Raw genomic sequence first — 23,624 nt, 5'->3', positions numbered from 1 at the left:
GGTCCTGCAAACTAGAAACTGCGGCGGAAACCGACGCGCACAATGTAATCGTCCTCAAGGGCATCGCCATTGAAGTCTTCGGCCACGGGCAGCTGTACCGTGCCTTCGACGATCCACCTCCGGCTGACGTATTGCAGTCCCGGCGCCAGCAGCCACTGGGTACCACCGGAATCGGCATCGGTCCCGCTCCGCAGCTCGTCGCGCTCGCGATGGATGACATTGGATTCCAGCAGGGCATAGATGAAGCTCGGCGAGCCAGGCACCCCCTTCATGCTTCGCGGCCAGATCCGGTATTGCAGTGAAGTGTCGAAGCGGGTCTCGTCGCCTCGTGCGAAACCGTCGTGACGGCCGTTTTCGCGGTAGAGCAGTTGCCCATCCACCTGGTACTGCAGTGTCTGATAAGTGGTGACCACACCACCGAAACCGTCCCAGGCGCCATCGCCAGTCTGCAGCGGGCGTGGCAGTTCGCCGAGCCGATCCCGGTCATTATCATCACCCGTCGGGGCGGTAAGGCCGAACACTGGCGCTATGCGAAAGGTGCTTCCGGTGAAATCCTTCTTGTACAGCGTATAGCGGCCAAACAGCGAAATGTCGCCAAAACCACCGGTGTTACGCTCAATCCGGCCCATGGGCGTGGTGACATCGAGTTCCTTGTTGAAAAAGTAGGGGACCACGCCAAACACGGCCAACTTCGAAGTGACGCCGTACCCCAGGACGCTGCCGAGAGCCTGTACCGAGACGTCGCGATCCATCGGTCCGTTATCGGAACGCTCCCTCAGTACAAGCTGTTCGCGCCAGAGGTACTGCCCCTCCGCTACCGGCAGGGCGGTGTTGAAGGTGTTGGGGGCAGACTGCACCGTATACACACTGGCCAGCAGCAAGGCGCCAACCAGCAAGGACGCCCTGACGGGATAACGGCTACTGCCCATTGCCACCACCTGTCCTGCCCTCGGCTACCGAGTAGGATCGAAGCGTAAAGCCCGCTTCATCAACCGCCTGACGCGCCCGATCCTCGGTGAGCACTTTACCTTCCTGCATGGTGACATGGACCACACTCTCGCCCACATCGACCTGCACGTCAGTAACGCCGTCTACCTTGTTCAGACGTTTTTCGATGCCGTAGCCACAGAACGGGCAGGCCAGGCCGTCCACGCCCAGAACATACTGATTATCGGCCGCCAGCACAGTAATACTGGTAATCAGAGCCGCCAGCAGCAGGGTAAGTTTTCTGATCATGGCAATGTCCTTATGAGTATATAAACAGTGTAGAACCCTTTACCTGCTCCAAGGTCAATCTGCACTCCCTTCTTCTAGGCAGCACAACAGGACAGCTTGCTGACATCCTTGCTGAAGGTCTGGGCACAGAGCTTCAAACCTTCCACCATGGTGAGGTACGGAAACAGCTCGTCGCCAATTTCCTGCACCGTCATGCCTGCCCGCATTGCCATCACTGCTGTCTGGATCAGTTCACCCGCCTCGCCGGTGACTGCCTGCACGCCCAGTAATCGCCCCGAACCCTGTTCCGCCACCATCTTGATAAAGCCGTTGATTTCGAAGTTCACCAGGGCGCGCGGCACGTTTTCCAGATCGAGTGAGCGGGTGTCCACTTTGAAGCCCTGATTTGTGGCCTCTGCTTCCGTCAGACCAACCGTGGCCACCTGGGGATCGGTAAAGACCACCGCCGGCATGGCGCTGAGGTCGAGGGTGGCATCACCACCGGTCATATTCACGGCAGCCCGGCTGCCTCCTGCTGCGGCAACGTAGACAAATTGGGGCTGGTCGGTGCAGTCGCCTGCGGCATAGATTCCGGGCACAGTGGTCTGCATGTGATCGTCCGTGACAACGCTGCTGCCCCGGGTTTCCACGCCGATCGATTCCAGATTCAGGCTGTCGGTATTTGGAGTGCGACCGGTAGCGACCAGCAACTGATCCGCCCGCAAAGTGCCAGCACCGGTGTCTACTAAAAATTCATTATCGAGATAATTCACGCGGCTTGCCTCGGTCTGTTTGAGCACCTCGATGCCCTCGCGGCGAAACGCCGCTTCCACGGCCTCCCCGACCGCCGGATCTTCCCGCGATAGCAGACGGCTTCGGGCCAGCACCGTGACCTGGCTGCCCAGGCGGGCAAAGGCCTGGGCCAGTTCCACGGCCACTACCGAGGCACCGATAACAATCATCCTCCGGGGAATCTCCTCCAGAACCAACGCGCTGGTCGACGTCAGGTAGGGCGTATCCGCAAGGCCGGGCACCGGCGGTATCGCTGGGCGCGCGCCGGTGCCGATCAGGGCCCGGTCGAAGTGAACGATTTGCTCATCGCCGTCATTCAGCCTGACGGACAGACTTTTGGAATCAATAAACCGGGCCTCGCCCTGCAATACCGTAATGTCTGGGTGGTCACGCAAAATGCCCTCGTACTTGGCATCGCGCAGTTCCTCGACACGGCTCTGTTGTTGGGCGAGCAGGGCCGGGCGGTTTACCTCCGACGTCCGGGCGCTCAGACCAGCATCAAATGGGCTTTCACTGCGCAGGTGCGCGATATGGGCCGCACGAATCAGAATCTTCGAAGGCACGCAGCCGCTATTCACACAGGTGCCGCCGATGGTTCCCCGCTCAATCAGGGTAATGACGGCACCACGCTCAGCGGCTTTCAGAGCAGCTGCCATGGCGGCGCCACCGCTTCCGATAATGGCAAGATGTGGACTTTTTTCGCTCATGAGTGTGGCTCCCTGACAGGGGATTTACCGTTACCCTCGTTGGTAAGCGCGTCGTATTGTTTCTTGCGCCACAGAGCGTAGAGGGTCAAGCCAGTGAACATAGCCAGGGCCGGAAGTAGCACATAGTCCAGATAGCCAATCAGAGCAGCCAGACCCATGGCACCAAACAAGATCACCAGGATCGGAGTGAAACAGCACAGTGCAACGATGACGGTGCCGATTACGCTGACACGTAATAGCGTACTTGGGTTCTTCATGAGGGCACTCCGTATCACTTCGTGGGTCTATGATCTAAGCTTACTTCCGTACCTGACTACGGAGTCAAACACATGCCTGAAGCAACAAAATCCATGACCATTGGCACCCTGGCGAAGATGGCAGACACCCATGTGGAAACCATCCGTTATTACCAACGCCGGGGTTTGGTGGAGGTACCGGATAAACCCTTTGGTGGGATCCGGCGTTACGATGAGAAGGCGGTGGCCCGCCTGCACTTTATTCGCTCGGCCCAGTGGCTGGGCTTCAGCCTGGAGGAGGTCGGCGAACTGCTGAAGCTGGAGGATGGCACCCATTGCGACGAAGCCCGGACCCTGGCCGAACACAAGCTGGGCGATGTGCGCAGCAAGATTGCCGGCCTGCAGAAAATGGAGGCCACTCTGGATGATCTGGTGGGACGTTGTCGCTGCAGCCGGGACCCTCAGCGGTGCCCGATGATTCACTCGCTCTACACCGACCTCAGCGACGCTCCCGAAAACCCTGATACGTAGAGCTTAACAACACCCTCCCTGACCGGTACCTTCATCATCGCCCTGATCATCACCATTCCCAAAGGGCAAATCGGTACCGCAATCCTTGAAAATGCCAAAGTGAGTGTCACCCTCACCAATAAACTCGAAATGCTCCGCAAAACGGGTGTCTTTCAGCATACGGTGCGTGTTGCCGCACACCGGGAACACTTTTCCCGCCGGAATGGCGTGGTGCTTGTCGAGATCGAACTGATGCGGGTGGTGCGCGATGGTGCCGCGATAGATCACCGCCTGACCATAATCCTCGCAGGCCGGCTCCAGCCCTTCCAGCTTGAACAATCGGTAGGTGGCCGAGAAGAAGCGGATGGGGCCGGTTTTCTCCTTTTGGGCGCTGTTATTGATGGTAATCGGGCTGTCTGTCACCAGACGCGGGTCCGCAAAGCCGGAGGCTTTCGCCATATTCTCGAAATCGTTCCAGTAGAGCGCGCCACTGAGACACTCGCCATAAAGCACCGGGTCGTTGACCAGTGATTCGGGGATTCGGCGATCCGCGTAGACGTCCGAGAAATACATTTCGCCACCGGGTTTCAGCAGACGATAGGCTTCTCGCAATACCGCCGGCTTGTCCGGAGAGAGGTTGATCACACAGTTGGAGACGATGATGTCGAAGCTGCCCGGCTCGAGATCCAGCTCGTCCAGTTTCTCGATATAGCCCTTGAGGAAACGGACATTGGGCTTGGCAAAACCGAACACATCGGCATGGTAATCCACATGACGACGGGCCACCTCCAGCTGTTCATCGGTCATGTCAACGCCGACCACTTCCCCGGATTCCCCGACCAGGGCCGCCAGTGCGTATACGTCCCGACCCGAGCCGCTGCCAAGGTCAAGAATTCGCATACCTTCCAACTGTTCCGGTGCCACCAGACCACAGCCGTAATACTTCGTGAGCACTTCATCGTGGATCTTGCCAATAATGGGCTTCAGATGACTGGGCATGGCATCGTCAGTGCAGCAGGCATTGGTTTGCAGGTCATCCGATTTCTGCAGTACTTTCCCGTAATAGTCCTTCACCTGATCATGGACCATGGTATTCCTCGCTTTGTCGTCAAGTTATGAAAACGTGTTCAAGGGGCCTTGCCTCTGCACAACTCCTTAGTGTCATTGCCCAATTTTAACCCCAGTCTATGCTTTAGATACGATACACGTCGGAAGGAGGCATTATGAAAACGCTATTGACCACAATGCTAATGATCATCTCCCTGTCCGCAAGCACAGCTTTGCTCGCGCAGGATAACCCGTTAAGAGTCGGGATGTCCGGCCAGTATTTCCCGTTTACCTTTGTCGAGCAGGATGAGCTCAAAGGCTTTGATGTCGACATCATGAATGCCCTGGGCAAGGAAATGGGGCGTGACATCAAGTACGAAACCGCCAACTTCTCAGGCCTGTTTGGCATGCTGGAATCCGGGCGCATCGATACCGTCGCCAACCAGATCACCATCACCGAGGAACGACAGAAAGCCTATATTTTCAGCGATCCCTACGTCTATGACGGCGCCCAGGTGGTGGTCAAGACGGGCAACACCGAGATTCAGGGCGTGGAAGACCTGAAGGGCAAAACCGTCGCGGTGAACCTGGGCTCGAATTTCGAGGCCCTGCTGCGGGAGCTGCCCTACGCCGATGAAATCAACATCAAGACCTATGACAGTAACCTGGAGCGGGATACGGCGCTCGGTCGTGTTGACGCCTTCGTAATGGACCGTGTCAGCGCCAGCCAGATCATCAAGGAAAAACCGCTGCCGCTGGCACTCGCGGGCCCAACGTTTTCCCAGATCACCAATGCCTACCCGTTCCGCGACACCGAGGCCGGACGGGCCCTGCGGGACGAGGTCAACCAGGCCCTGGCGACCCTGCGGGAAAACGGAACCCTGACCTCCATTTCAGAGAAGTGGTTCGGCACGGACATCACTCAGCCCTGAGGGGCACACCGAGGGCTGATTTCCTATGGACGTGTTGAACGTCGACTACATGCTCGGGCTGGTACCTGTGCTGCTCAGGTACCTGCCGCTTACCCTGCAACTGGCGACTGTCGGGATGGTACTGGCACTGATTCTCGCCTGCCTGTTTGCCGTCGTCCGGGTACTCGCTATCCCGGTACTCAACCAACTGACCATCGTATTCATTTCCTTCTTCCGGGGCACTCCGCTGCTGGTCCAGCTATTCCTGTTCTATTACGGGTTGCCGCAGCTGGTCAGTGCACTGACGGTCATCGACGGTATCACCGCGACCATCATGGGCCTGACCATGCACTTTTCCGCCTACATGGCCGAATCCATCCGCGCCGCCATTGTCGGAGTTGATCGCAGCCAGACCGAAGCCGCGCTGTCGATCGGCATGACCAATGGCCAGCTGATGCGACGTATCGTGCTGCCCCAGGCCACCCGGGTCGCGTTGCCCACGCTGATGAACTACTTCATCGACATGATCAAGGCCACCTCCCTGGCATTCACCCTGGGGGTCACCGAACTGATGGGCGCCACTCAGAAAGAAGCCTCCGGTAGCTTCCTGTACTTCGAGGCCTTCATTGTCGCCGCCATCATGTACTGGATCGTGGTGGAGCTGCTGTCCAAGCTTCAGCACTACCTGGAAATCCGTCTGAACAAGGCCTATAGCCGATGATCAAACTGCAGTCACTGAGCAAGCATTTTGGCAAGGCCGTGGTCCTCGATGGCATCGACCTCACCATTGAGAAGGGCGAAATCGTGGTGATCATCGGCCCTTCGGGCACCGGCAAGTCCACCCTGCTGCGTTGCATCAACTTCCTGGAACAACCGACCGCCGGCACGATCACCGTCGGCGACCTGACCGTAGATGCGGACAGTGCCAGCCGGGCGGAAGTCCTCGCCATGCGCCGGCAGACAGCGTTCGTATTCCAGAACTACGCATTGTTTGCCAACAAGACCGCGCGGCAGAACATCGCCGAACGTCTGCTGGTGGTGGACCGCTGGCCGAAGGAAAAAGCGTATCAGCGAGCCCGGGAAATACTGGAACAGATCGGTCTGGCCGATAAGGCGGACGCCTACCCCGCCTCCATGTCCGGTGGCCAGCAGCAGCGGGTCGGTATTGGCCGCGCGATGGCCGCCGGCGCCGAAGTCATCCTGTTTGATGAACCGACGTCTTCCCTGGACCCCGAGTGGGTGGAGGAAGTGCTGGGGCTTATGAAGCAGCTGGCCTCAGAGCGCCAGACCATGATGGTGGTCACCCATGAAATGTCTTTCGCACGGGACGTGGCCGACCGGGTGATCTTTATCGACGGCGGTCGTATTGTGGAACAGGGGCCACCCAGCGAGATCTTCTTCCATCCGCAGGATCCCCGAACCAAGGACTTTCTGAAAAAAATTCTGGCCACTAATCCGGTATGACGGCCAGCCACCGAATCTGGAGGCTCTTCCATGACTAACCATGTCCCAGCCAGCCAAGTCACTCGCATTATCGATGCAATTGCCGGGGGATGGGTCGCGGATGCCGCAAGTCTCGGACTGCACTGGCTGTACGATAGCCAACGCATCATCGAGGTTGGCGGCCAGTCCCCGGAATTCCTGCCCGTGACAGCCGATTACTTCAAAGGCGGGCTTGGCTATTTCGCCCACGAGGGCAAGCGGATCGGTGATGTCAGTCATTATGGCGCCGCGACCGGGGTTCTGACCGACAGCCTGCTGGCCAGTGAGGGCATCCTGGATGTCCGCGATTACCAGCGGCGTTTTCGTACCTTCTTTGGCCCCGGCGGTCATTGGCGGGGCTACATCGACAACCCCACCCGGGTGACCCTGAACAACCTGGGCACCATCGAGCAGAATGCCATTGAACAGGCGCTATCAACTACCACGGCCGAACTGACCGATAAACAGAAGCGCATTCTGGTACAGAAGGTTTTGCCCTACACCCGGCGCCTGAGCGGCGATCAGTTGGCTGCTCCGGTCCGCAAGGCCATCAGCCTTACCTACCAGGAACCGGAGATTCAGGAAGCCGGTGTGCACCTGGCTGAGACCATCGATCAACACCTGCTGCCCGAGAGCGGCGCCGACGATATGCAGTTACCAGCTGTCTCCAAACTGCCGCCTCTGGTGGCCAGTTATTGCGGCAGCGTCAGGCTGATGGCGATCACAGAAGCCGCTGTACGGGTGACCAATCACAATGACGACGCCGTGGCCTGGGCAAAATGCGCTGCACAACTTCTGGACCATATTTACAGGGGTGACCCCATATCAACAGCTCTGGATGTCGCAACCAATGAAGCGCCAGACGCGGATACCCTCAACAAAGCCCGCTCCGGCTCCGTTCTCGATGCAACGGGCGCCGGCGATACCTATGGCCGCACCTGTTATCTGCATGAAGCCATGCCGGTGATCTTTCACATCCTGCACCATGCCAACAGCTTTACCGACGCCGTTCGCGCCAATATCCAGTGTGGGGGCGACTCCTGCGGCCGGGCCTGGATCATCGGGCCGGCCATGGCCGCAATTCACGGCGTGGGGGGTGAGCGAGGCATTCCCCTGAGCTGGCTGGCGCGGGTGACCGATGCCTCTGCAATCCTCAGGGATATCGAGTCACTGGTGAACCGCACATGGGCACCAAAGGCCCACGACGTTGTCACCCGATGAGCGACCTGATGTCGTTCGCGACCCAGCAACGGGACGGCGTGGGGCCCTCATCAAAGTCGGCACAGGTATCCACCCGCATCACCTCGATAACCCCGCATTCAACGATCAGCGTTCCGGATGTGTTAGCCGCCGTCCAGTTCACTCGCACAGAGGCTTCATCATTGCCGGACATGGATTCAACCTCGACCGAAAGGCTCGCCGTCACGTTCCGCTCCGACAACCACTCCAGTGCCGCAATTTCGGCGCACTGCTGAGGTTGGCTTAGTCGTGAATTGCCGCGATAGCAGGGTAAATAGGGCACCCCTTCAACCTCATGCTCAAGGAGGGGCAATACGTGTTCCGGCGCAACGCGACCGTACTTACGCATGGTCGGGAAGATCATGACGCTGGCTGAAAACCGGCATCCACCCAGATGTGAGCTCTCCCAGACGTCAAAGGGTAAACGACGGTTCTTGACCGTTGCCGCAAGCTCACGATAGGCGGCATAGCCAAACTTGGCGCAGCACTTGTCTTTCTTTCCATGAGTACAGCAAAGCAATAGCGCTTCGCTCATCGGTTCACCTGACCAGTTGGCCAGATCACTGCCGGATTCCACCGCTGCCAGAAAATCAGCAAGCTCGCTTCGCTCCACATCGAAATATCGACCTTCTGGCAGCAGATAGATTCTGTGGCTACAGGCCGACCTGCCGCGCTGATCGATCATGTTCACCCGCCGACCACTGGCAGCAATACGCTCTAACCGCTGGGTCAGCTCCTCACCCATATCATGGGCCAGCCGCAGGCTGCGGGACCATTTCGGACGGGGCCAGCTGATTAACAGATTGCTGACCGCGTGGGTTCCGGTGCCGGCCAGTGGGTCACCAGCCCGCAGGCCTTCAACAGAGCAGAATCGTTGGCTGGCGGAATGTCGATCGGAGGGCATATTGGCGTCGCTTTCTGAGATGGCCTGATAGTATTACCTCCCATTCTCATGATCAAACCAATACATCACAAGCATCAGTTCATCACCCGGTTTACCTGCTCCACGAACGCCGCGGGCAACACATCAATCACCGGACGCTGGTCGCCGCTCATTTCCGGAGCCGGCGTTTGCGGTTCCGAGGCAATGATGGACGGATTCTCCGACCAGTGCAGCAGCTGCAGCTCGCCATCGGCCTGCTCCACCAATGCGGTACAGTGCTCCACCCAATCCCCGTCGTTGCAATACAGGCCTTCGGCACTTCTGAGGAAACCGGCGGAGTGAATGTGACCACAAATGAAGCCGTCATAGTGGCCGCGCTCTGCCGCAGTGAGGGCGGCCAGCTCAAAGCGGCGGATGAAGGTACGTGCCTTACCGATACGGCTTTTGACCCAGGCCGCCAATGACCAGTAGGGCTTGCCGTTGAGCCGCCGCCAGGCGTTAAACCAACGATTGAGGCGCAACAGAAGGCCGTGGGCACGGTCCCCCACCAACAGCATCAGCGGGCTGCAGCGCACCACCTGATCAAACTGGTCACCGTGGCAGACCAGGAATCGCCGGCCATCGGCGGTGGTGTGGATGGCCTTGTAGCGGATGTCGATACCGGAGATGGTCTGGCCACAGAAGCGACGGACAAATTCATCGTGGTTGCCCGGCACATACACCACCCGGGTACCGGTTGCGGCAAGGTCCATAAGTTTGTGGACGACCGCCTGATGGGACTGCGGGAAATGTACCCGCCGCTGCATCGCAATCAGGTCGACGATATCCCCTACCAGATAGAGGGTCTCGCAGCGGACGTTGTTGAGGAAATCCAGCAGATAGTCTGCCTGACAATCCGCCGTCCCCAGGTGCACATCGGAAATGAACACACTCCGGTAGTTCCGCATTTCGTCTCCCACCTTTCAGCCATTCCGGATACAGCCACCTTTGCAAAAGGCGGTGACGGGAAGGTGACAGGAAGACGACAATCTGGTGACGGATCACCTTTGGTCCCCGGGTCCTCGATACAGGTGCAACCAGCGCGCCAGCGCAGATTCCGGTTTTCTGCTCAGGTACAGGGGCAGCACGCTCATGATAACCAGGATGACGACAGCTGCCAGAACCGTCAGCACCGGATTCAGCTCAAAGGTATGCCCGAGTCCGGCAAACACGAACGTCATAGGTAGCATGCCGATAAGCGATGCCACCGCAAAACGCCATGCGTGGATCGCTGTCACGCCGGCGGCATAACTGACCAGGGCATAGGAAAACAGGGGAATCAGCCGGGTAAGCATGACCGCAATGAACAGAAACCTCTGGGAGCCTTCGGAAGAGAACACGGGGTTGTTGCCGAATTTACGGGCAACCACGTCACGCCCCAGAAGCCGGGCCAGCCAGAAGGCGATCATTGCGCCTGCCAGAGCGCCGGTCACGGCAATCAGTGTGCCCTGCAACATGCCATAGGCCAGACCGGAAGCTGCGCTGATTGGCAGGGTCGGAATCGGGCCGACCACAACCCCCATGACCATCATCAGCATGAGCAATAACGGGCCCAGCGGACCCTGACTGTTCAGCCACAGCGAGATTTCTGCCGGCGCCAGGCTTGCGGGCATGCCTAACTGGCGCAAGAGTAGCCACAGAAGGGCCATAACGATGGCGACTACAGCCACAATACTGAGTTTGAAACGGGTATCGCCACTAACCATGCGGGCTCTCTGCGTTGTATCAGGCGGTGTTTGCCATGGGCCTCCTGTCCGGCAGGTGTGCATGCCTCGTCTGGCAGAACTACTAACGGAGTTCCGGGTTCAGGGTGTATGTGCCCGTTATCCTGGCACTCGCCAGAACATGCCCGGCCATGGCCTCTCGCACATCATTACCATCGAACTCGCCCTCCAGCCCCAGGCTCTCCCTGTCCAGCGCGTGCACTTCAAAATGATAGTGATGGATGATTTCATCGTTCCAGGGCGGGCATGGACCATCATAACCTGCGTAAGTACCCGCCATGTCCGGGTTACCGGCCAGGAACTGGGTGTAGTTATTCACGCCACGAATACCGATTGGCCCGGGACCCGGATCCTTGCCTTTGGGAATGACGCCGTCACTGTCCTCACCTTCGGGAATCCGGCTGATGTGGGCGGGTACATCCACCAGTAGCCAGTGGAAGAAATCCACCCTCGGGATGTCCTTTGAAACAGTTTTCCCTTCCTGATTCACATCATCTGCCACACTGGGCACATCCGGATCAAACATCATGACCACGAAACTGCGGGTGCCTTCCGGCGCGCCCTCCCAGCTGATTTCCGGGTTGCGGTTGGGACCGAAACTCATGTGGTCTTCCTGGCTGTAGACCCCAAACGCGAACTTTTCCGGGATGGGTTTCCCCTCGTCGATGCCTCGAACCTCTAGTTTCACGGTGCTGCCTCCTGTTGTTGGTTGGCCTTTATCTCGGTAACTCTATCCGGATATCGTCTGTTCTGTGATAAAAAGGTTTTAACAATGGTGGTGTCGCTATGTCCAGATTAGCAGACGCCACCGCAACCAGCCGAGAGCCAGTCATCCCGCATGTTCAACAAAGGCGAGATCATCCATCACACCCGCGATGCCCTGGGGAGTATCCTGGTGATCGATTACCGCAAGCACCGGGTCCTGACCTTCAATTCGGTGTTTGAGCAAAGCAAGATTGACCGTCGTTTTCCTTATCTCCCGGTGCACGAATACAACCGCGCGATGATGTTGCCTGCGGCCTTTGCCAGGCCCCGGCATGTCACCATCCTGGGACTCGGCGGCGGTGTGATGGTGAATGCGTTCCACCATCTGTACCCGGACTGCCGCATTCATGCTGTGGAACTGAGACAGGCCGTGCTGGATGTGGCCCTGGAGTTTTTCGACCTGCCGGATAACGATCGCCTGGCCGTCACCATCGCTGACGCACGCAATGCCCTGGCAGCCGTGCCCGATGCCAGTACCGACATGATCCTGGCGGACCTCTATAACGCCGACCGCATGAGTCCCGCCCAGGCCCAGCGTCAGTTTGTCGATGAGTGCAGCCGGGCGCTGACGGACAGGGGCTGGCTGGTGCTCAACTATCACCGCACACCGGATCCGGAAGGCCCTTATTTCCGCCAGCTCAAGAAGCACTTTGCGGTGTTACTGATGTTCCGAAGCAAGAGCAACAACACCGTGATATACGCCAGCAAGCATCCTTTCGATGCCCTGCATTCAAAAGATCCATTGCTGACGGAGCTGGAAAATCGTCTGCCCATCGATTGGCGCAAGCTGATGACCAAGGTTAACCGGCTGTAGCCAGGCTGTTCAGGTCCACTTTTCCCGGGGAGGTTGGTACTGCCGCATCTGCTTCAGCAGGGTTTCGGGGTCCTCCGACTTGATGAGCATGTCGATGTATTCCTGCTTCAGGAAGCCCGCGCGTTCCATGGCTGACACCATCGTCAGCAGGGGATCGTAGAAACCGTTGACGTTGAACAAAGCGCAGGGTTTTTGATGAAAGCCCAGTTGCCCCCAGGTCCAGGCCTCGAAGATCTCCTCCAGGGTACCGATACCGCCCGGCAGGGCAACGAAGCCATCCGCCAACTCCGCCATTTTGGCCTTGCGCTCGTGCATGTCTTTCACCACATGCAGTTCCGTCAGGCTACCGTGAGCCAGCTCACGGGCACGCAGGTGTTCCGGAATCACGCCGTAGACTTTCCCCCCGGACGCCAGCACGGAATCCGCCACAATCCCCATCAACCCGACATGACCGCCACCAAATACGATATCGGCACCGTGGCTTCCGAAGAACGCACCCAGCTCCCTGACCCTGTCAGCATAGACCGGATCATTTCCACTCCTGGAGCCGCAATAAACAGCGATTTTCATCAAATCTCCTCACAAAGTAGCAGGCAGGTGGCTCCGAGGTCGCATTGAGCCAACCGCCGAAAACTCTAGCATGGAAGTTTCAATAACAAGAACTGCAGGAGTCCCCTATGGCCGGGCGTATCTTGCTCCTTCTTGCCTGTCTGTTCTGGTTGACCACGGCCCACGCGGAGCTTTCCGGGGAGAGGCGGGCATTGATCCAGGAGCTGTTCCCCTCAGCAACCGTCATCAAGGACAAGTTGCCGGACTTCCCCGTGTATCCGGTATACCAGTTACAGGAACTGCTCGGCTACGCCTACGTGTCTACCGACTTCACCCGTCTCCAGGGTTTTGCCGGTAAACCGATCAAACTGCTGATCGGACTCGATACCCGTGGCCGGTTTACCGGCGTGAAAGTCCTGAATCACCATGAACCGGTTTTTCTGCATGGCCTGGGCGAAGAGCCCCTGTTTCAGTTTACCGACCAGTACGAGAACCGTTCACTGCGGGAGCAGATCATTGTTGGCACCTCGAATTCCACCCGGTCCGGTCGGGATGCCGGCGGCAATGTGGTGTACTTTGACGGGGTCAGCAAGGCAACGGTATCGGTCCTGATTCTGAACGACACCGTCCTGTCCTCCGCATTGCAGGTTGCGCGACAGAAACTGGAGGGCTTTGCCCAGGCCGCGCCAACGCGGGCAAAACCGGATTTCTATGAGCCTTTGTCCTGGCATCAGTTGTTAGACCGGGGCTACATCGGCCATTGGCGGGTGGATGCAGCAACGGTTGAAGACGCCATCGGTCGCCCGCTGTCCGATTACCCCATGGATATCCAGCCGTCCGAGGGGGAACCTTTCAGTGAGCTGTTCTTTGGTTATATCAATGCTCCCATGGTCGGTCGCAACCTGCTGGGTGACGAGGGCTATCAGCAACTCATGGAGCGATACGAAGGCGGCGCCCAGGTATTGGCGGTGTTTTCCCGGGGCAGCTTCCTTCATGTCGCAGAAGATTTTGTGCCCGGCAGCACACCCGATCGCATTGGGCTGACCCAGAACAACCTTGCCGTGGAAATGCGGGATCTCAACCTGCTGGGCCCGACCCTCCAGCTGCAGCTGGAGGGTATGCCGGCCTTCGACGCCAGCCACCTGTTCCGTGTCGGCGGCAGCCTCGGCTTCAATCCAGGGGCAGAGGCGAACCTTAAACTGAACGTCACCCTCGCGCGCAATCACCTGATGGTGGATCGCACCACCTTCGACATCCCCGTGCAGTTCAACAACGACCTGTTCGAAACCGTTGAAATCGCCGCGTCCCCGGAGGACACGCGGGAGCCGGTGTGGGTCGGTTTGTGGAAGGAACGCTGGTGGCAAATCTCTCTTCTGGTGATTGGCCTGGCGGTTCTTACGGTTTTTTTCGCCAAACAGAAGACCCTCAGCCGCTACCCCAGGCTGGTGCGCCGTTTCCGCTGGGGCTTCCTGTTCTTTACCCTGTTCTTCATCGGATTCTATGCCCAGGGCCAGCTCTCGGTGGTGAATATCTACACCCTGTTCCTGGCGATCTGGGACGGCTTCTCACTGGATGTCTTCCTGTTGGACCCGGTGATCTTCATTCTCTGGACCTACACCTTCATCACTCTCTTCATCTGGGGCCGGGGGCTGTTCTGTGGCTGGCTGTGCCCGTTCGGTGCGTTGCAGGAGATGGCCGCCTGGCTGGGCGAAAAGCTGAAGTTCAGGCAAGTCAGGGTGCCGGAACGCTGGCACCGTAGACTCATCCTCCTCAAGTATCCCATTCTCCTGAGTCTGGTGGGCACGGCGTTCTATTCACTGACTCTGGCGGAACAACTGGCGGAGGTGGAACCATTCAAGACCAGCATTACCCTGCTGTTTGTACGTTACTGGCCGTTTGTTGTTTATGCAGTGGGACTGCTGGTGATCGGTATGTTTATCCACAAATTCTACTGTCGGTATCTCTGCCCTTTGGGCGCCGGGTTGGCGGTGCTGGGGCGGTTCCGGTTGTTCAGCTGGCTGGATCGGGTCGAGCTGTGCGGCAATCCCTGCCAGCATTGCAAGAACGAATGCGGGATTGACGCTATCCGCAAGGACGGTCGGGTGGATTACGATGAATGCATCCAGTGTCTGGAGTGTGTGGTCATTCTGCGGGACGAGGATCAGTGCGTGGACAAGCGGATCCAGAACAAGAAGCGTGAAAGGCAGGCGAATATACTGGCCACGGATGCGGGCTGAGCCCACATCCGTACTCATGCCACTGCGGGCCTACTGATTTTTCTGCCACTCGAATTTTTTGAATGGCTCATCAACCGGCGTCTCGGCGATATGGTTGATGTAGTTACTCATGGTTTTCTGTGAGAGCACCAGAATCACTTCGAGAACCTGGCGACGCTTGTAGCCTGCACCGTAAAACGCTTCCAGATCTTCCTTGCTGACGTTACCCCGCTTATTCATCACTGCCAGAGTGAAGGTGCGTAGCGCCTCCAGTTTTTCGGTCGGTAGCGGGGTTTCATCACGAAGAGCGTTGGTGATCTCGTCCGACACTTCCATCATCTTGGCAATGCCGGTGTGGGCCGGCACGCAGTAGTGGCAGGCATTTTCGACGTTGATGGTCTGCCAGACCACGGTCTTCTCATCGTTATCGAAGCTGCTGTCCAGCACCAGTTGATGAAGCTTCTGGTAGGCCTCCAGAACACCCGGTGCTTCCGCCATCACGGCATGGAGGCTGGGAATCATGCCAAAGCCCTTGAGTGAGTTTTCCAGCAGGGGTTTGGCGTGTTCCGGGGCAGAATCCATATCGTGAAGAGTGAAATCAGTCATAACCATCCCCTTTTTTTGAGCGACCATTCAACTACCACTCAACCCTATCTGTTATTGAGCAGACGTTCAAGATATAATTGAGCAGTCATTCAAACAGAATGTTGGTGGACTGCTGATATGGCCAGACACGCACGCTATGACCGAAAAGTCGCCCTGGAGAAGGCCGTTGGCCTGTTCTGGGAGAAGGGCTACCATGGCAGCTCGATGAAACAAATCGAGCACGCCCTGGATATGCGCCCCGGTAGTATTTACGCCACATTCGGCAGCAAGGATGGGCTGTTTTCCGAAGCACTGGCCTCCTACGCCGAACGGGGCGGTCGGGAAATGGCCGCGCACCTGGAACAATACGATTCCATCGTGGACGGCCTTCAGGATTACCTGCGCACCATTGCCGCCAGCTGTGGCCCCGATACAGAGGCGCCATCGCGGGCCTGCATGATCGTCAAAACCCTGCTGGAATCCAGCAACACACACAGTGAACTGGCAGCCCAGGCCAACAGCATTCTTGCAGCGATTGAGCATGCCCTGAAAGCAGCACTGGAGCAGGCAAAGGGTCGGGGAGAACTGCTCTCAACAGCGGATTGCAGCCGTCTGGCCAGGCTAATCCAGGCCCAGATCATGGCGCTGCGGGCCATGGCCGAGAGAGGCCTGACGAGTGAGCAACTACAGGCTCTCGGGGACGACATGGCAGCCATCCTGGATGGATACCGCACCCACCACTGACCCCGTCCGTAAGAGTTGAGGGAAAGCGGGACATTGGTCCAATTGTACCTGCTGTCCTCTCCGCGTTAGTATTATCGCGCCAGTATTAGCACCCTACCTTTCATTCGTTTCCAGTGAGGACAGCCAAGCGCTTTTGCCCGAAGAGCGCTTGGCTCTCTTCACTTAAAGGTCTGATTGTCATGGATAAACTTCATCACATTGTCGTAGTCGGCGGTGGTGCCGGCGGTCTTGAGCTCGTCACCAGCCTGGGCAACAAACTTGGCAGGAAGCGCAGGGCGCGCATTACCCTGGTGGATGCCGGCCTGACCCATGTCTGGAAACCCCTGCTCCACGAAGTGGCCTCCGGGTCACTCGATGCCAGTGCCAACGAGATCAACTACCGCGCACACGCCCAAAAGCACCATTATGAGTTCCAGCTTGGTTGCATGAGCGGACTGGATCGTGACGCCAAACAGCTGGTGATCGCGCCCTTTCACGATGAAGAGGGCGTGGAAGTGGTTCCGGAGCGTCGCATCAGTTATGACACCCTGGTGGTGGCTGTCGGCAGTACCGCCAATGATTTCGGCACACCCGGCGCCCAGGAGCACTGCCTGTTCCTGGACAGCCTGATGCAGGCACGCCGTTTCCATAACCTGTTGCTCAATGCTTTCCTGCGCAAGAACCACGATGCGAACCAGGGTCAGACCCACGAACTGCCCATCACCATCATCGGCGCCGGGGCCACAGGCGTGGAACTGGCAGCGGAGCTACGCCTGGCCTCACGGGAGTTACCGGTCTTTGGCATGAGTCATCTGCAGGCATCGGATGTATCGATCTCTGTCATCGAGGCGGCTGACCGTATCCTGCCGGCATTGCCCGAACGCCTGTCCGCAGCCGCCACCCGGGAACTGGAACGGCAAAGCGTCAAGGTCATGACCGGACAACCGGTGAGCGAAGTACGCGCGCAAAGCATTGTGATGAAGGACGGCACCGAACTGCCTTCGGAAATGACCATCTGGGCCGCCGGAATCAAGGCACCCGGCTTCCTGGCGGAACTGGATGGCCTCGAAGTGAACCGGGGCAACCAGCTGGTGGTGGAGCAGACTCTGCAAACCACCCGTGACAACAGCATTTTTGCGCTGGGTGATTGTGCCGCCTGCCCCCAGCCGGATTCCGAAAGACCCGTACCGCCAAGGGCCCAGGCCGCGCACCAGCAGGCGGATGCGTTGTTCAAGACGCTCTGTAACCGACTTGAGGACAAAGAGGCCGTGCCCTTTGTCTACAATGATTACGGCTCATTGATCAACTTCAGTCACTACACCACCGTCGGCAACCTGATGGGCAACCTGTCCGGGCGCAGCATGTACATTGAAGGCAAGGTGGCCCGCCTGTTCTATGTTTCCCTGTACCGCATGCACCAGGTCGCCCTGCACGGATTCCTGAGGACCGGCGTGATCTGGCTGATGGACAGGATCAACCGGGCCATGCATCCGCGGCTCAAACTGCACTAGTCTAATTCGTTAATCCGCTGAGTCCTTGGACCCAGTCGATCATCGGGGCGGGGTAGATACCAAGCACGAGAATGACCACAGCCAGGGCCATCAGGGTCAGGCCGCCAATGCGACTGCCCCAGTCATTGGTGACATCCCGGCGACGCATACCGGGCTCCGGCAGGTACAGGGTCACCATCACTCGCAGGTAGTAGTACAGGCCGATGGCACTGCCTGCGACAACCCCGCCCACCAGCCACCAGCGACTGTCGGCAACGCCCAGGGCAATCACGTAGAACTTCCCGATAAAGCCAGCGGTTAACGGAATGCCCGCCAGTGACAGGAAGCTGACTGTCATCACCGCCGCCAGGTAAGGCCGGCGCCAGAACAGACCCCGGTATACCGGCAACCCGTCAGCATCTTCACCACCAAACGGACTTGAGACCAGGGTGACCACGCCGAAAGCCGCCAGGGTAGTGACCAGATAGGTGATCAGGTACACCCCGGTGGTTTCCGTGGCCAGGGCGTTGCCGACGACAATCGCCACCAGCAGATAACCGAAATGGGCGATGGAGGAATAACCCAGCAGGCGTTTGAGATTGGCCTGGAACAGGGCCAGAAGATTCCCCCCCAACATGGTCAGCAGGGCCAGTACCGTAATCAGGGTCTGCAGCCACTCACTGCTGAAGAACGGTGCCGCCAGCACCAGCCTTAACAGCACCACGAACACAGCCAGCTTGCTGACGGTGGCCAGGAAGATGGTGGCGGGCGCCGGGCCACCCTGATATACGTCGGGTGTCCACAGGTGGAAGGGCACCACGGACAGCTTGAAACCCAACCCCACCACGATCAGGGCAGCGCCGGCGAGCATCCAGGCATCCGGTGCCTGTACCAGCGCTCCAGCCACACCGGCCAGATCCAGGTAACCGGTGCGGGCGTAGATCAGCGCCATACCAAACAGCAGGAACGCCGTTGCCGCAGCCGACAACAGCAGATACTTGATACCCGCTTCCAGAGAGCGCTCCGCGCGAAAGCTGTAAGCCAACATGCCGTACAAAGGCATGGACAAAAGCTCCAGGCTGATAAACAGCATTGCCAGGTGGTCGCTGGCCACCAGCGCCAGGGCGCCGGCAGTGGCGCACAACAGCAGCAGATAAAACTCTTCCTTCGGTCCGATGTAGCCGGTCAGGTAATGATGGCTCAGGATCACCGTCACCAGCGCCGAGACCAGGACCAGAGTGCCCGCCATGACCGCCAAGCCATCCACCTGCATCAGAGGCGGGGAGCTGGTCGCGGGAAAGGTCAGCGGCAGCGCCAACAGACCAAGAACCAGGCCCGCCGCCGAGACCAGCGCGGTAACCGCATGATTTCGCCGCCAGGCAACCCCGAGCATGACGATCACCGCCGTCGAAGCGACAATGATCAGGGGCAATACCGTGACAAGGTCCGCGGTCGTCAGCATCAGCGCACCTCTCCGGCAACGTCGGCCAGACTGCCTTCGGCGAACAGCTCGGCAATGGAAGCAGACAGGCCAGCAGTGATATCCAGCAGAGGCTGGGGATACAGTCCGACCAGAATGACCAGCGCCAACAGACTCAGCATCATGATGTACTCCCGCCAGTCCGGTCCCGCCAGCGCGCCCTGTCGGTACACGGGCCCGAAATGCACCCGCTGCATCAGGATCAGGGAATAGATAGCCGCAAGCACCAGACCGGCACTGGCAATCACCACAACCACCGGCGCCGTCGGGAAAGTGCCGAACAGAATCATGAATTCGCCCACGAAGTTGGCGGTGGCGGGCATGCCCAGGGAGGCCGCGACAAAGCACAGGGTAAAGCCCGGCAGCGCCGGTATCCGACCCCAGAGGCCACCCATGATGGTCATATCACGGGTATGGATGCGTTCATACAGCTGCCCGCTCAGGATAAACAGACCGGCTGATGAGAACGCGTGCGCTACCATCAGCACCACCGCCCCCTGAATGGCCAGTTCCGAGCCGGAGTAGATGGCAATCAGCACGAAGCCCATATGGGAAATACTGGTGTAGGCAATTAGCCGCTTGATGTCCTGCTGGCCGCACGCCAGCACCGCGCCATAGATGATACCGATCAGCCCCAGTGTCATGGCCACCGGCGCAAAGGCCCGGGATTCTTCCGGGAACAGCGGCAGACCGAACCGAAGCATGCCGTAAGCTGCGGTTTTCAGCAGGATGCCGGCCAGATCGACACTGCCGGCGGTCGGAGCCTGGGCGTGGGCGTCTGGCAACCAGCCATGGAAGGGCACCACTGGCAGTTTGACCGCAAATGCGACGAAAAAGCCCAGCATCAGCCAGGGCGCCATCGCCTCCGGCACGTCCGCCCGGCGCAGGACGTCATAGCTGAACGACCATTCGCCGCTGTTACCGAAGTGGATAAACACCAGCGACAGGATCGCCACCAGCATCAACAGTCCGCTGGCCTGGGTGTAAATGAAGAAGCGGGTGGCGGCACGAATGCGGGTTTGACCCGGCGAGCCACTGTGGCCCCAGAGCGCAATCAGGAAATACATGGGCACCAGCATCATTTCCCAGAACAGGAAAAACAGAAACAGGTCCAGCGCCAGGAAGACCCCCACGACACCACCGAGTATCCACAACAGGTTGAGGTGAAAGAAACCGATGCGGTGGGTGATCTCGTGCCAGGAACACAGCACCGCCAGCGCGCCGAGGAAACCGGTGAGGGCCACCAGAATCATCGACAGGCCGTCTATGGCCAGGTGCACCTCAACGCCGAAGCGGGGAATCCAGGACGTCCGCCATTCCAGTAGCCACTGGTTCTGGGCCCCCTGGGGAAAAGCAAAGTCCCCGGTAACCCACAACCAGAGGCTGATCACCAGCACAAACAGCATGGTCGCCAGGGCAATCCACCGCGGCGCCTGCTCGCCCCAACGATCCGCCTGCCAGCACAAGAGACCGCCGAGAAAGGGAATCAGAATCAGCCAGACCAGGATCATGCGACACCCCCCGGGAGCAGCACCAGCGCCAGAAGCATTACCGTGGCGCCCAGAATCATCGCTGTCGCGTAGCTCCGGATCCGGCCGTTCTGGGTTCGCACCAGTCCACCATTGAGGAGTTTGGCCAACAGGGCAGGAAGATTCATCGTCATGTTCACCAGGTCGTACCTCAGCATCCGGACCAGATACTGCCAGGGCCTGACCAGAAGCCGGTCATACAGGGCATCAAATCCCCAGGCCCGGTGCCACAGCGACCACAACAGGGCGCCCAGGCCATGCCCGGCCTGTCGCCGCAGCCACTGGGGACGGGCCAGAAACAGCCAGCCCGCCGTTGCCAGACCCGCGATCACGGTGCTGATGGCCAGTATCTGGAGCAGGGTGTGTCCGGCGTCGGTGCTGGCGCCGGGCGGCGCCGGGAACAGGCCGCCGAGATGCGGGTAAAGCCAGGCGCCCAGGGCAGTGGATAATACCGCCAGCACCACCAAGGGCAGGTGATGGGTCAACGGGTTGGTACCCGGCTCGGCATTACGGGCGTTGTCGCTGCCACAGTCCCCGTGGAAGGTCCCGAGAATCAAACGCACCGTGTAAATACAGGTCAGAAACGCGCCTATAAGGCCCGCCAGCAAAAGCCCCTGGTGGCCGGCAGCCACCGCTTGCCAGAGGATTTCATCCTTGCTGTAGAAGCCCGCCGTCACCAGAGGCAGCGCCACCAGGGCCGCGCCGCCCACCAGGAAACCGCCATAGGCCACCGGCAGCCGCTTTCGCAGTCCGCCCAGTCTCCCCATATCCTGCTCGTGGTGACAACTGATGATCACGGCGCCGGCCGACAGGAACAACAGCGCCTTGAAGAAGGCGTGAGTAACCAGGTGGAAAATGGCCGCATCAAAAGCGCCGACGCCGAGCGCCAGAAACATGTAGCCGATCTGGCTCATGGTGGAATAGGCCAGGATCCGCTTGATGTCGGTCTGGGCGAGAGCGGCAAACGCCGCCAGCAGCAGCGAGACCGCACCAATCACACCGACCAGCCAGAGCACGTCCGGCGCCAGCAGGAAAATGCCGTTCAGCCGCGCGATCAGGTAGACCCCGGCGGTTACCATGGTGGCCGCGTGGATCAGCGCCGACACCGGGGTCGGGCCCGCCATGGCGTCCGGTAACCAGGTATGCAGCGGCAACTGTGCCGACTTGCCCAGGGCCCCGCCGAGCACCAGCAGCGCCACCAGGCTCGCCGTGGGGTCGCCGACCGACCAGACCTCGGAGGCCCGGACCATCACCTGCTGAATATCCAGGGTTCCCAGGTCCCGGAAGATCAGGAACAAACCCAGGGCCAGGAAGACATCCCCGATCCGGGTCACCACAAATGCCTTGAACGCGGCGCGGCCGTTGGCGCTGTCCTGGAAGTAGTAGCCGATCAGCAGGTAACTGCACAGCCCCACGCCTTCCCAGCCCAGGAACAGCAACAAGAGGTTATCCCCCAGCACCAGGATCAGCATGCTGAAGACGAACAGGTTCATCCAGGCATAGAAGCGAGTGACCCCCGCATCCCCCGCCATGTACCAGGCGGCGAACAGGTGGATGAAAAAACCCACGCCGGTAATAACCGCCATCATTACCAGGGCCAGGCCATCCACCGCCAGACCGATGGTCGGCCTGAACGCACCCGCCTCGATCCAGGTCCAGAGCGTAAAGCGCAGGGTTTCGTCGCCGCCGGCATGAAGAGCAATCGCCCAGGCCGTCGCCAGCGCCGCCAGTCCGATGCTGGCAACACCGATCGCGGAGGCCAGACGGGGCCCCAGACGACCACCGGAAAACGCCAGCAGCAGGGTACCGATCAGGGGCAACGCAAACGACAGGGTAACGGCCAACTCCATCATCCGCGCATCCTGCTGGTCAGGTCCAGGTTCAGGGAACGCGCACGCTGGAAGAGCTGAATCATCAGTGCCAGCCCCACCGCGGCTTCAGCGGCCGCCAGGGTGATTACCAGCAGAAACATGGCCTGACCTTCGGGCTGTTTCCAGGCCGTGGCACCCACCACAAAGGCAAGGGCCGCCGCATTCAGCATGACCTCCAGGCTCATCAGTACGAACAGCATGTTCCGCCTCAGCATCAGCCCCGCCAGGCCCAACACAAAGAGAATAGCGGCCAGGATCAGGCCGTGTTCCACCGGGATGCCCGACATCAGTGACCACTCCTGTTCCGTGACGGATTTGAACGACGCCCGACGTGAGAAGCTGTAATCAGAGCCCCCAGTAGCAGCAGCCCCGACAGCTCAACCACCATGAGCCAGGGCCCGAACAGGGTCAGGGCCACCGACCGGGCGGTCAGCAGGTCGCCCTCGATGACCTGTACCAGGTCACCCCGTATCAGCAGGGTCACCAGCACAGCCAGGAGGATTCCTGCCAGTATTGAGGGGCCAACCCAGTGGCGTGGGTGACGCCAGCCCGCGCTGTCTTCGTCCGGGCCCAGATTGAGCATCATCACCACAAACACGAACAGGACCATGATGGCGCCGGCATAGACAATGATTTCCAGGGCCCCGGCAAACGGTGCGCCCAGTGCAAAAAACACCAGCGCCACGGCAATCAGCGACACAATGAGGTACACCACCGCATGCACCGGGTTCTTGCCGGTGATCACACCCACGGTGGCCAGTACCGCCACCAGCCCACTCAGATAAAATGCCAGTTCCATGGATTCTCGCCTCCCGGG

25 protein-coding genes are annotated in these 23,624 nt (G+C 59.2%); 9 read left to right on the top strand and 16 right to left on the bottom strand.

Translation table 11 applies throughout. The annotated features are described in order from the left end of the window. Positions 1-11 precede the first annotated feature (11 nt). From Q0Y21_RS15735 to merF, 4 genes are all read right to left on the bottom strand, one after another. A complete protein-coding gene (locus tag Q0Y21_RS15735) occupies positions 12-929 on the bottom strand; it encodes a transporter (protein WP_297797514.1) in 918 nt (305 codons plus the stop codon). Then, positions 919-1,236: a heavy-metal-associated domain-containing protein gene (locus Q0Y21_RS15730; protein WP_297797512.1), complete on the bottom strand. Its 318-nt coding sequence runs from the start codon at positions 1,234-1,236 to the stop codon at positions 919-921. Before Q0Y21_RS15730 ends, Q0Y21_RS15735 begins: the two co-directional genes overlap by 11 nt. 74 nt (positions 1,237-1,310) lie before the next feature. Beyond that, positions 1,311-2,714 (bottom strand): mercury(II) reductase, encoded by a 1,404-nt coding sequence (gene merA, locus Q0Y21_RS15725; RefSeq protein ID WP_297797510.1) that lies wholly within the window; start codon positions 2,712-2,714, stop codon positions 1,311-1,313. Continuing rightward, a complete protein-coding gene (gene merF / locus Q0Y21_RS15720; RefSeq protein WP_297797508.1) occupies positions 2,711-2,971 on the bottom strand; it encodes a mercury resistance system transport protein MerF in 261 nt (86 codons plus the stop codon). Before merF ends, merA begins: the two co-directional genes overlap by 4 nt. Before the next feature lie 72 nt (positions 2,972-3,043). On the opposite strand from merF, the gene merR reads away from it, so the two are divergent. Next, positions 3,044-3,481: an Hg(II)-responsive transcriptional regulator gene (merR, locus tag Q0Y21_RS15715; protein ID WP_297797507.1), complete on the top strand. Its 438-nt coding sequence runs from the start codon at positions 3,044-3,046 to the stop codon at positions 3,479-3,481. Between the two features lie 3 nt (positions 3,482-3,484). Here the strand turns inward: merR and Q0Y21_RS15710 are convergent, their stop codons facing one another. Then, positions 3,485-4,549: a methyltransferase domain-containing protein gene (locus Q0Y21_RS15710; protein WP_297797505.1), complete on the bottom strand. Its 1,065-nt coding sequence runs from the start codon at positions 4,547-4,549 to the stop codon at positions 3,485-3,487. Between the two features lie 134 nt (positions 4,550-4,683). Between Q0Y21_RS15710 and Q0Y21_RS15705 the strand changes: the two genes are divergently transcribed. From Q0Y21_RS15705 to Q0Y21_RS15690, 4 genes are read left to right on the top strand one after another with little or no spacing between them, the layout of a single operon-like run. Next, complete coding sequence (locus tag Q0Y21_RS15705; RefSeq protein WP_297797503.1) at positions 4,684-5,439, top strand: amino acid ABC transporter substrate-binding protein; 756 nt, start codon at positions 4,684-4,686, stop codon at positions 5,437-5,439. Positions 5,440-5,464: 25 nt separating this feature from the next. After that, complete coding sequence (locus Q0Y21_RS15700; RefSeq protein ID WP_297797501.1) at positions 5,465-6,139, top strand: amino acid ABC transporter permease; 675 nt, start codon at positions 5,465-5,467, stop codon at positions 6,137-6,139. Continuing rightward, the gene (locus tag Q0Y21_RS15695) at positions 6,136-6,882 is read left to right on the top strand and encodes an amino acid ABC transporter ATP-binding protein (protein WP_297797499.1); all 747 of its coding nucleotides are present in this window, start codon (positions 6,136-6,138) and stop codon (positions 6,880-6,882) included. Before Q0Y21_RS15700 ends, Q0Y21_RS15695 begins: the two co-directional genes overlap by 4 nt. Positions 6,883-6,912: 30 nt before the next feature. Next, on the top strand, positions 6,913-8,121 hold the full coding sequence (locus tag Q0Y21_RS15690) for an ADP-ribosylglycohydrolase family protein (RefSeq protein ID WP_297797497.1): 1,209 nt from the start codon (positions 6,913-6,915) through the stop codon (positions 8,119-8,121). On the opposite strand, the gene Q0Y21_RS15685 is transcribed toward Q0Y21_RS15690, so the two are convergent. The 4 genes from Q0Y21_RS15685 to Q0Y21_RS15670 form a co-directional block, all read right to left on the bottom strand. Continuing rightward, the gene (locus Q0Y21_RS15685) at positions 8,111-9,043 is read right to left on the bottom strand and encodes a sucrase ferredoxin (RefSeq protein WP_297797495.1); all 933 of its coding nucleotides are present in this window, start codon (positions 9,041-9,043) and stop codon (positions 8,111-8,113) included. The genes Q0Y21_RS15690 and Q0Y21_RS15685 overlap by 11 nt on opposite strands. A 74-nt stretch (positions 9,044-9,117) precedes the next feature. Next, on the bottom strand, positions 9,118-9,969 hold the full coding sequence (locus Q0Y21_RS15680; RefSeq protein ID WP_297797493.1) for a UDP-2,3-diacylglucosamine diphosphatase: 852 nt from the start codon (positions 9,967-9,969) through the stop codon (positions 9,118-9,120). 93 nt (positions 9,970-10,062) lie between these two features. Continuing rightward, complete coding sequence (locus Q0Y21_RS15675) at positions 10,063-10,767, bottom strand: TVP38/TMEM64 family protein (RefSeq protein ID WP_297797491.1); 705 nt, start codon at positions 10,765-10,767, stop codon at positions 10,063-10,065. Positions 10,768-10,849: 82 nt separating this feature from the next. After that, positions 10,850-11,473 carry a YbhB/YbcL family Raf kinase inhibitor-like protein gene (locus tag Q0Y21_RS15670; RefSeq protein WP_297797489.1) on the bottom strand — a complete coding sequence of 208 codons (624 nt, stop codon included), beginning with the start codon at positions 11,471-11,473 and terminating at the stop codon, positions 10,850-10,852. A gap of 150 nt (positions 11,474-11,623) precedes the next feature. On the opposite strand from Q0Y21_RS15670, the gene Q0Y21_RS15665 reads away from it, so the two are divergent. Next, positions 11,624-12,364 carry a methyltransferase domain-containing protein gene (locus Q0Y21_RS15665; protein WP_297797487.1) on the top strand — a complete coding sequence of 247 codons (741 nt, stop codon included), beginning with the start codon at positions 11,624-11,626 and terminating at the stop codon, positions 12,362-12,364. 9 nt (positions 12,365-12,373) lie between these two features. Here Q0Y21_RS15665 and Q0Y21_RS15660 read toward each other — a convergent pair whose 3' ends face one another. Continuing rightward, entirely contained in the window at positions 12,374-12,934 is a 561-nt protein-coding gene (locus tag Q0Y21_RS15660; RefSeq protein ID WP_297797485.1) for a TIGR00730 family Rossman fold protein, read from the bottom strand. 107 nt (positions 12,935-13,041) lie between these two features. On the opposite strand from Q0Y21_RS15660, the gene Q0Y21_RS15655 reads away from it, so the two are divergent. Further along, a complete protein-coding gene (locus Q0Y21_RS15655) occupies positions 13,042-15,150 on the top strand; it encodes a NosR/NirI family protein (RefSeq protein WP_297797483.1) in 2,109 nt (702 codons plus the stop codon). A 30-nt stretch (positions 15,151-15,180) separates the two neighbouring features. Here Q0Y21_RS15655 and Q0Y21_RS15650 read toward each other — a convergent pair whose 3' ends face one another. Further along, entirely contained in the window at positions 15,181-15,735 is a 555-nt protein-coding gene (locus tag Q0Y21_RS15650; protein ID WP_297797481.1) for a carboxymuconolactone decarboxylase family protein, read from the bottom strand. Between the two features lie 117 nt (positions 15,736-15,852). Between Q0Y21_RS15650 and Q0Y21_RS15645 the strand changes: the two genes are divergently transcribed. Together Q0Y21_RS15645 and Q0Y21_RS15640 are read left to right on the top strand one after the other, a co-directional pair. Then, positions 15,853-16,458: a TetR/AcrR family transcriptional regulator gene (locus Q0Y21_RS15645; protein WP_297797479.1), complete on the top strand. Its 606-nt coding sequence runs from the start codon at positions 15,853-15,855 to the stop codon at positions 16,456-16,458. Between the two features lie 179 nt (positions 16,459-16,637). Beyond that, positions 16,638-17,948: an NAD(P)/FAD-dependent oxidoreductase gene (locus Q0Y21_RS15640; protein WP_297797478.1), complete on the top strand. Its 1,311-nt coding sequence runs from the start codon at positions 16,638-16,640 to the stop codon at positions 17,946-17,948. Position 17,949: 1 nt separating this feature from the next. Here the strand turns inward: Q0Y21_RS15640 and nuoN are convergent, their stop codons facing one another. From nuoN to nuoJ, 5 genes are read right to left on the bottom strand one after another with little or no spacing between them, the layout of a single operon-like run. Next, positions 17,950-19,389, bottom strand: a complete 1,440-nt coding sequence (gene nuoN / locus Q0Y21_RS15635) for an NADH-quinone oxidoreductase subunit NuoN (protein WP_297797476.1) — start codon at positions 19,387-19,389, stop codon at positions 17,950-17,952. After that, a complete protein-coding gene (nuoM, locus tag Q0Y21_RS15630; protein WP_297797474.1) occupies positions 19,389-20,918 on the bottom strand; it encodes an NADH-quinone oxidoreductase subunit M in 1,530 nt (509 codons plus the stop codon). Before nuoM ends, nuoN begins: the two co-directional genes overlap by 1 nt. Then, positions 20,915-22,789, bottom strand: coding sequence for an NADH-quinone oxidoreductase subunit L (gene nuoL / locus Q0Y21_RS15625; protein ID WP_297797472.1), 1,875 nt, complete (start codon positions 22,787-22,789; stop codon positions 20,915-20,917). Before nuoL ends, nuoM begins: the two co-directional genes overlap by 4 nt. Beyond that, a complete protein-coding gene (gene nuoK / locus Q0Y21_RS15620; protein ID WP_297797470.1) occupies positions 22,786-23,094 on the bottom strand; it encodes an NADH-quinone oxidoreductase subunit NuoK in 309 nt (102 codons plus the stop codon). The genes nuoL and nuoK overlap by 4 nt, the downstream gene beginning before the upstream one ends. Beyond that, positions 23,094-23,606: an NADH-quinone oxidoreductase subunit J gene (nuoJ, locus tag Q0Y21_RS15615; protein WP_297797468.1), complete on the bottom strand. Its 513-nt coding sequence runs from the start codon at positions 23,604-23,606 to the stop codon at positions 23,094-23,096. The genes nuoK and nuoJ overlap by 1 nt, the downstream gene beginning before the upstream one ends. Positions 23,607-23,624: the final 18 nt, after the last annotated feature.

The organism is uncultured Marinobacter sp. (assembly GCF_947259545.1).
GTDB lineage: Bacteria > Pseudomonadota > Gammaproteobacteria > Pseudomonadales > Oleiphilaceae > Marinobacter.
The sequence above is the reverse complement of the archived record's forward strand: the minus strand, read 5'-3'. Positions and strand labels throughout refer to the sequence as shown.

What these genes read in the sequence shown, in the direction of transcription:
- Q0Y21_RS15640 (WP_297797478.1), top strand. Translation starts at nt 16,638, where the DNA reads ATGGATAAACTTCATCACATTGTCGTAGTCGGCGGTGGTGCCGGCGGT.
- Q0Y21_RS15710 (WP_297797505.1), bottom strand. Translation starts at nt 4,549, where the DNA reads ATGGTCCATGATCAGGTGAAGGACTATTACGGGAAAGTACTGCAGAAA.
- Q0Y21_RS15680 (WP_297797493.1), bottom strand. Translation starts at nt 9,969, where the DNA reads ATGCGGAACTACCGGAGTGTGTTCATTTCCGATGTGCACCTGGGGACG.
- Q0Y21_RS15735 (WP_297797514.1), bottom strand. Translation starts at nt 929, where the DNA reads ATGGGCAGTAGCCGTTATCCCGTCAGGGCGTCCTTGCTGGTTGGCGCC.
- Q0Y21_RS15685 (WP_297797495.1), bottom strand. Translation starts at nt 9,043, where the DNA reads ATGCCCTCCGATCGACATTCCGCCAGCCAACGATTCTGCTCTGTTGAA.
- Q0Y21_RS15690 (WP_297797497.1), top strand. Translation starts at nt 6,913, where the DNA reads ATGACTAACCATGTCCCAGCCAGCCAAGTCACTCGCATTATCGATGCA.
- merF (WP_297797508.1), bottom strand. Translation starts at nt 2,971, where the DNA reads ATGAAGAACCCAAGTACGCTATTACGTGTCAGCGTAATCGGCACCGTC.
- Q0Y21_RS15645 (WP_297797479.1), top strand. Translation starts at nt 15,853, where the DNA reads ATGGCCAGACACGCACGCTATGACCGAAAAGTCGCCCTGGAGAAGGCC.
- merA (WP_297797510.1), bottom strand. Translation starts at nt 2,714, where the DNA reads ATGAGCGAAAAAAGTCCACATCTTGCCATTATCGGAAGCGGTGGCGCC.
- merR (WP_297797507.1), top strand. Translation starts at nt 3,044, where the DNA reads ATGCCTGAAGCAACAAAATCCATGACCATTGGCACCCTGGCGAAGATG.
- nuoK (WP_297797470.1), bottom strand. Translation starts at nt 23,094, where the DNA reads ATGTCGGGCATCCCGGTGGAACACGGCCTGATCCTGGCCGCTATTCTC.
- nuoJ (WP_297797468.1), bottom strand. Translation starts at nt 23,606, where the DNA reads ATGGAACTGGCATTTTATCTGAGTGGGCTGGTGGCGGTACTGGCCACC.
- Q0Y21_RS15665 (WP_297797487.1), top strand. Translation starts at nt 11,624, where the DNA reads ATGTTCAACAAAGGCGAGATCATCCATCACACCCGCGATGCCCTGGGG.
- nuoN (WP_297797476.1), bottom strand. Translation starts at nt 19,389, where the DNA reads ATGCTGACGACCGCGGACCTTGTCACGGTATTGCCCCTGATCATTGTC.
- Q0Y21_RS15675 (WP_297797491.1), bottom strand. Translation starts at nt 10,767, where the DNA reads ATGGTTAGTGGCGATACCCGTTTCAAACTCAGTATTGTGGCTGTAGTC.
- nuoM (WP_297797474.1), bottom strand. Translation starts at nt 20,918, where the DNA reads ATGATCCTGGTCTGGCTGATTCTGATTCCCTTTCTCGGCGGTCTCTTG.
- Q0Y21_RS15730 (WP_297797512.1), bottom strand. Translation starts at nt 1,236, where the DNA reads ATGATCAGAAAACTTACCCTGCTGCTGGCGGCTCTGATTACCAGTATT.
- Q0Y21_RS15695 (WP_297797499.1), top strand. Translation starts at nt 6,136, where the DNA reads ATGATCAAACTGCAGTCACTGAGCAAGCATTTTGGCAAGGCCGTGGTC.
- Q0Y21_RS15705 (WP_297797503.1), top strand. Translation starts at nt 4,684, where the DNA reads ATGAAAACGCTATTGACCACAATGCTAATGATCATCTCCCTGTCCGCA.
- Q0Y21_RS15655 (WP_297797483.1), top strand. Translation starts at nt 13,042, where the DNA reads ATGGCCGGGCGTATCTTGCTCCTTCTTGCCTGTCTGTTCTGGTTGACC.
- Q0Y21_RS15660 (WP_297797485.1), bottom strand. Translation starts at nt 12,934, where the DNA reads ATGAAAATCGCTGTTTATTGCGGCTCCAGGAGTGGAAATGATCCGGTC.
- nuoL (WP_297797472.1), bottom strand. Translation starts at nt 22,789, where the DNA reads ATGATGGAGTTGGCCGTTACCCTGTCGTTTGCGTTGCCCCTGATCGGT.
- Q0Y21_RS15650 (WP_297797481.1), bottom strand. Translation starts at nt 15,735, where the DNA reads ATGACTGATTTCACTCTTCACGATATGGATTCTGCCCCGGAACACGCC.
- Q0Y21_RS15700 (WP_297797501.1), top strand. Translation starts at nt 5,465, where the DNA reads ATGGACGTGTTGAACGTCGACTACATGCTCGGGCTGGTACCTGTGCTG.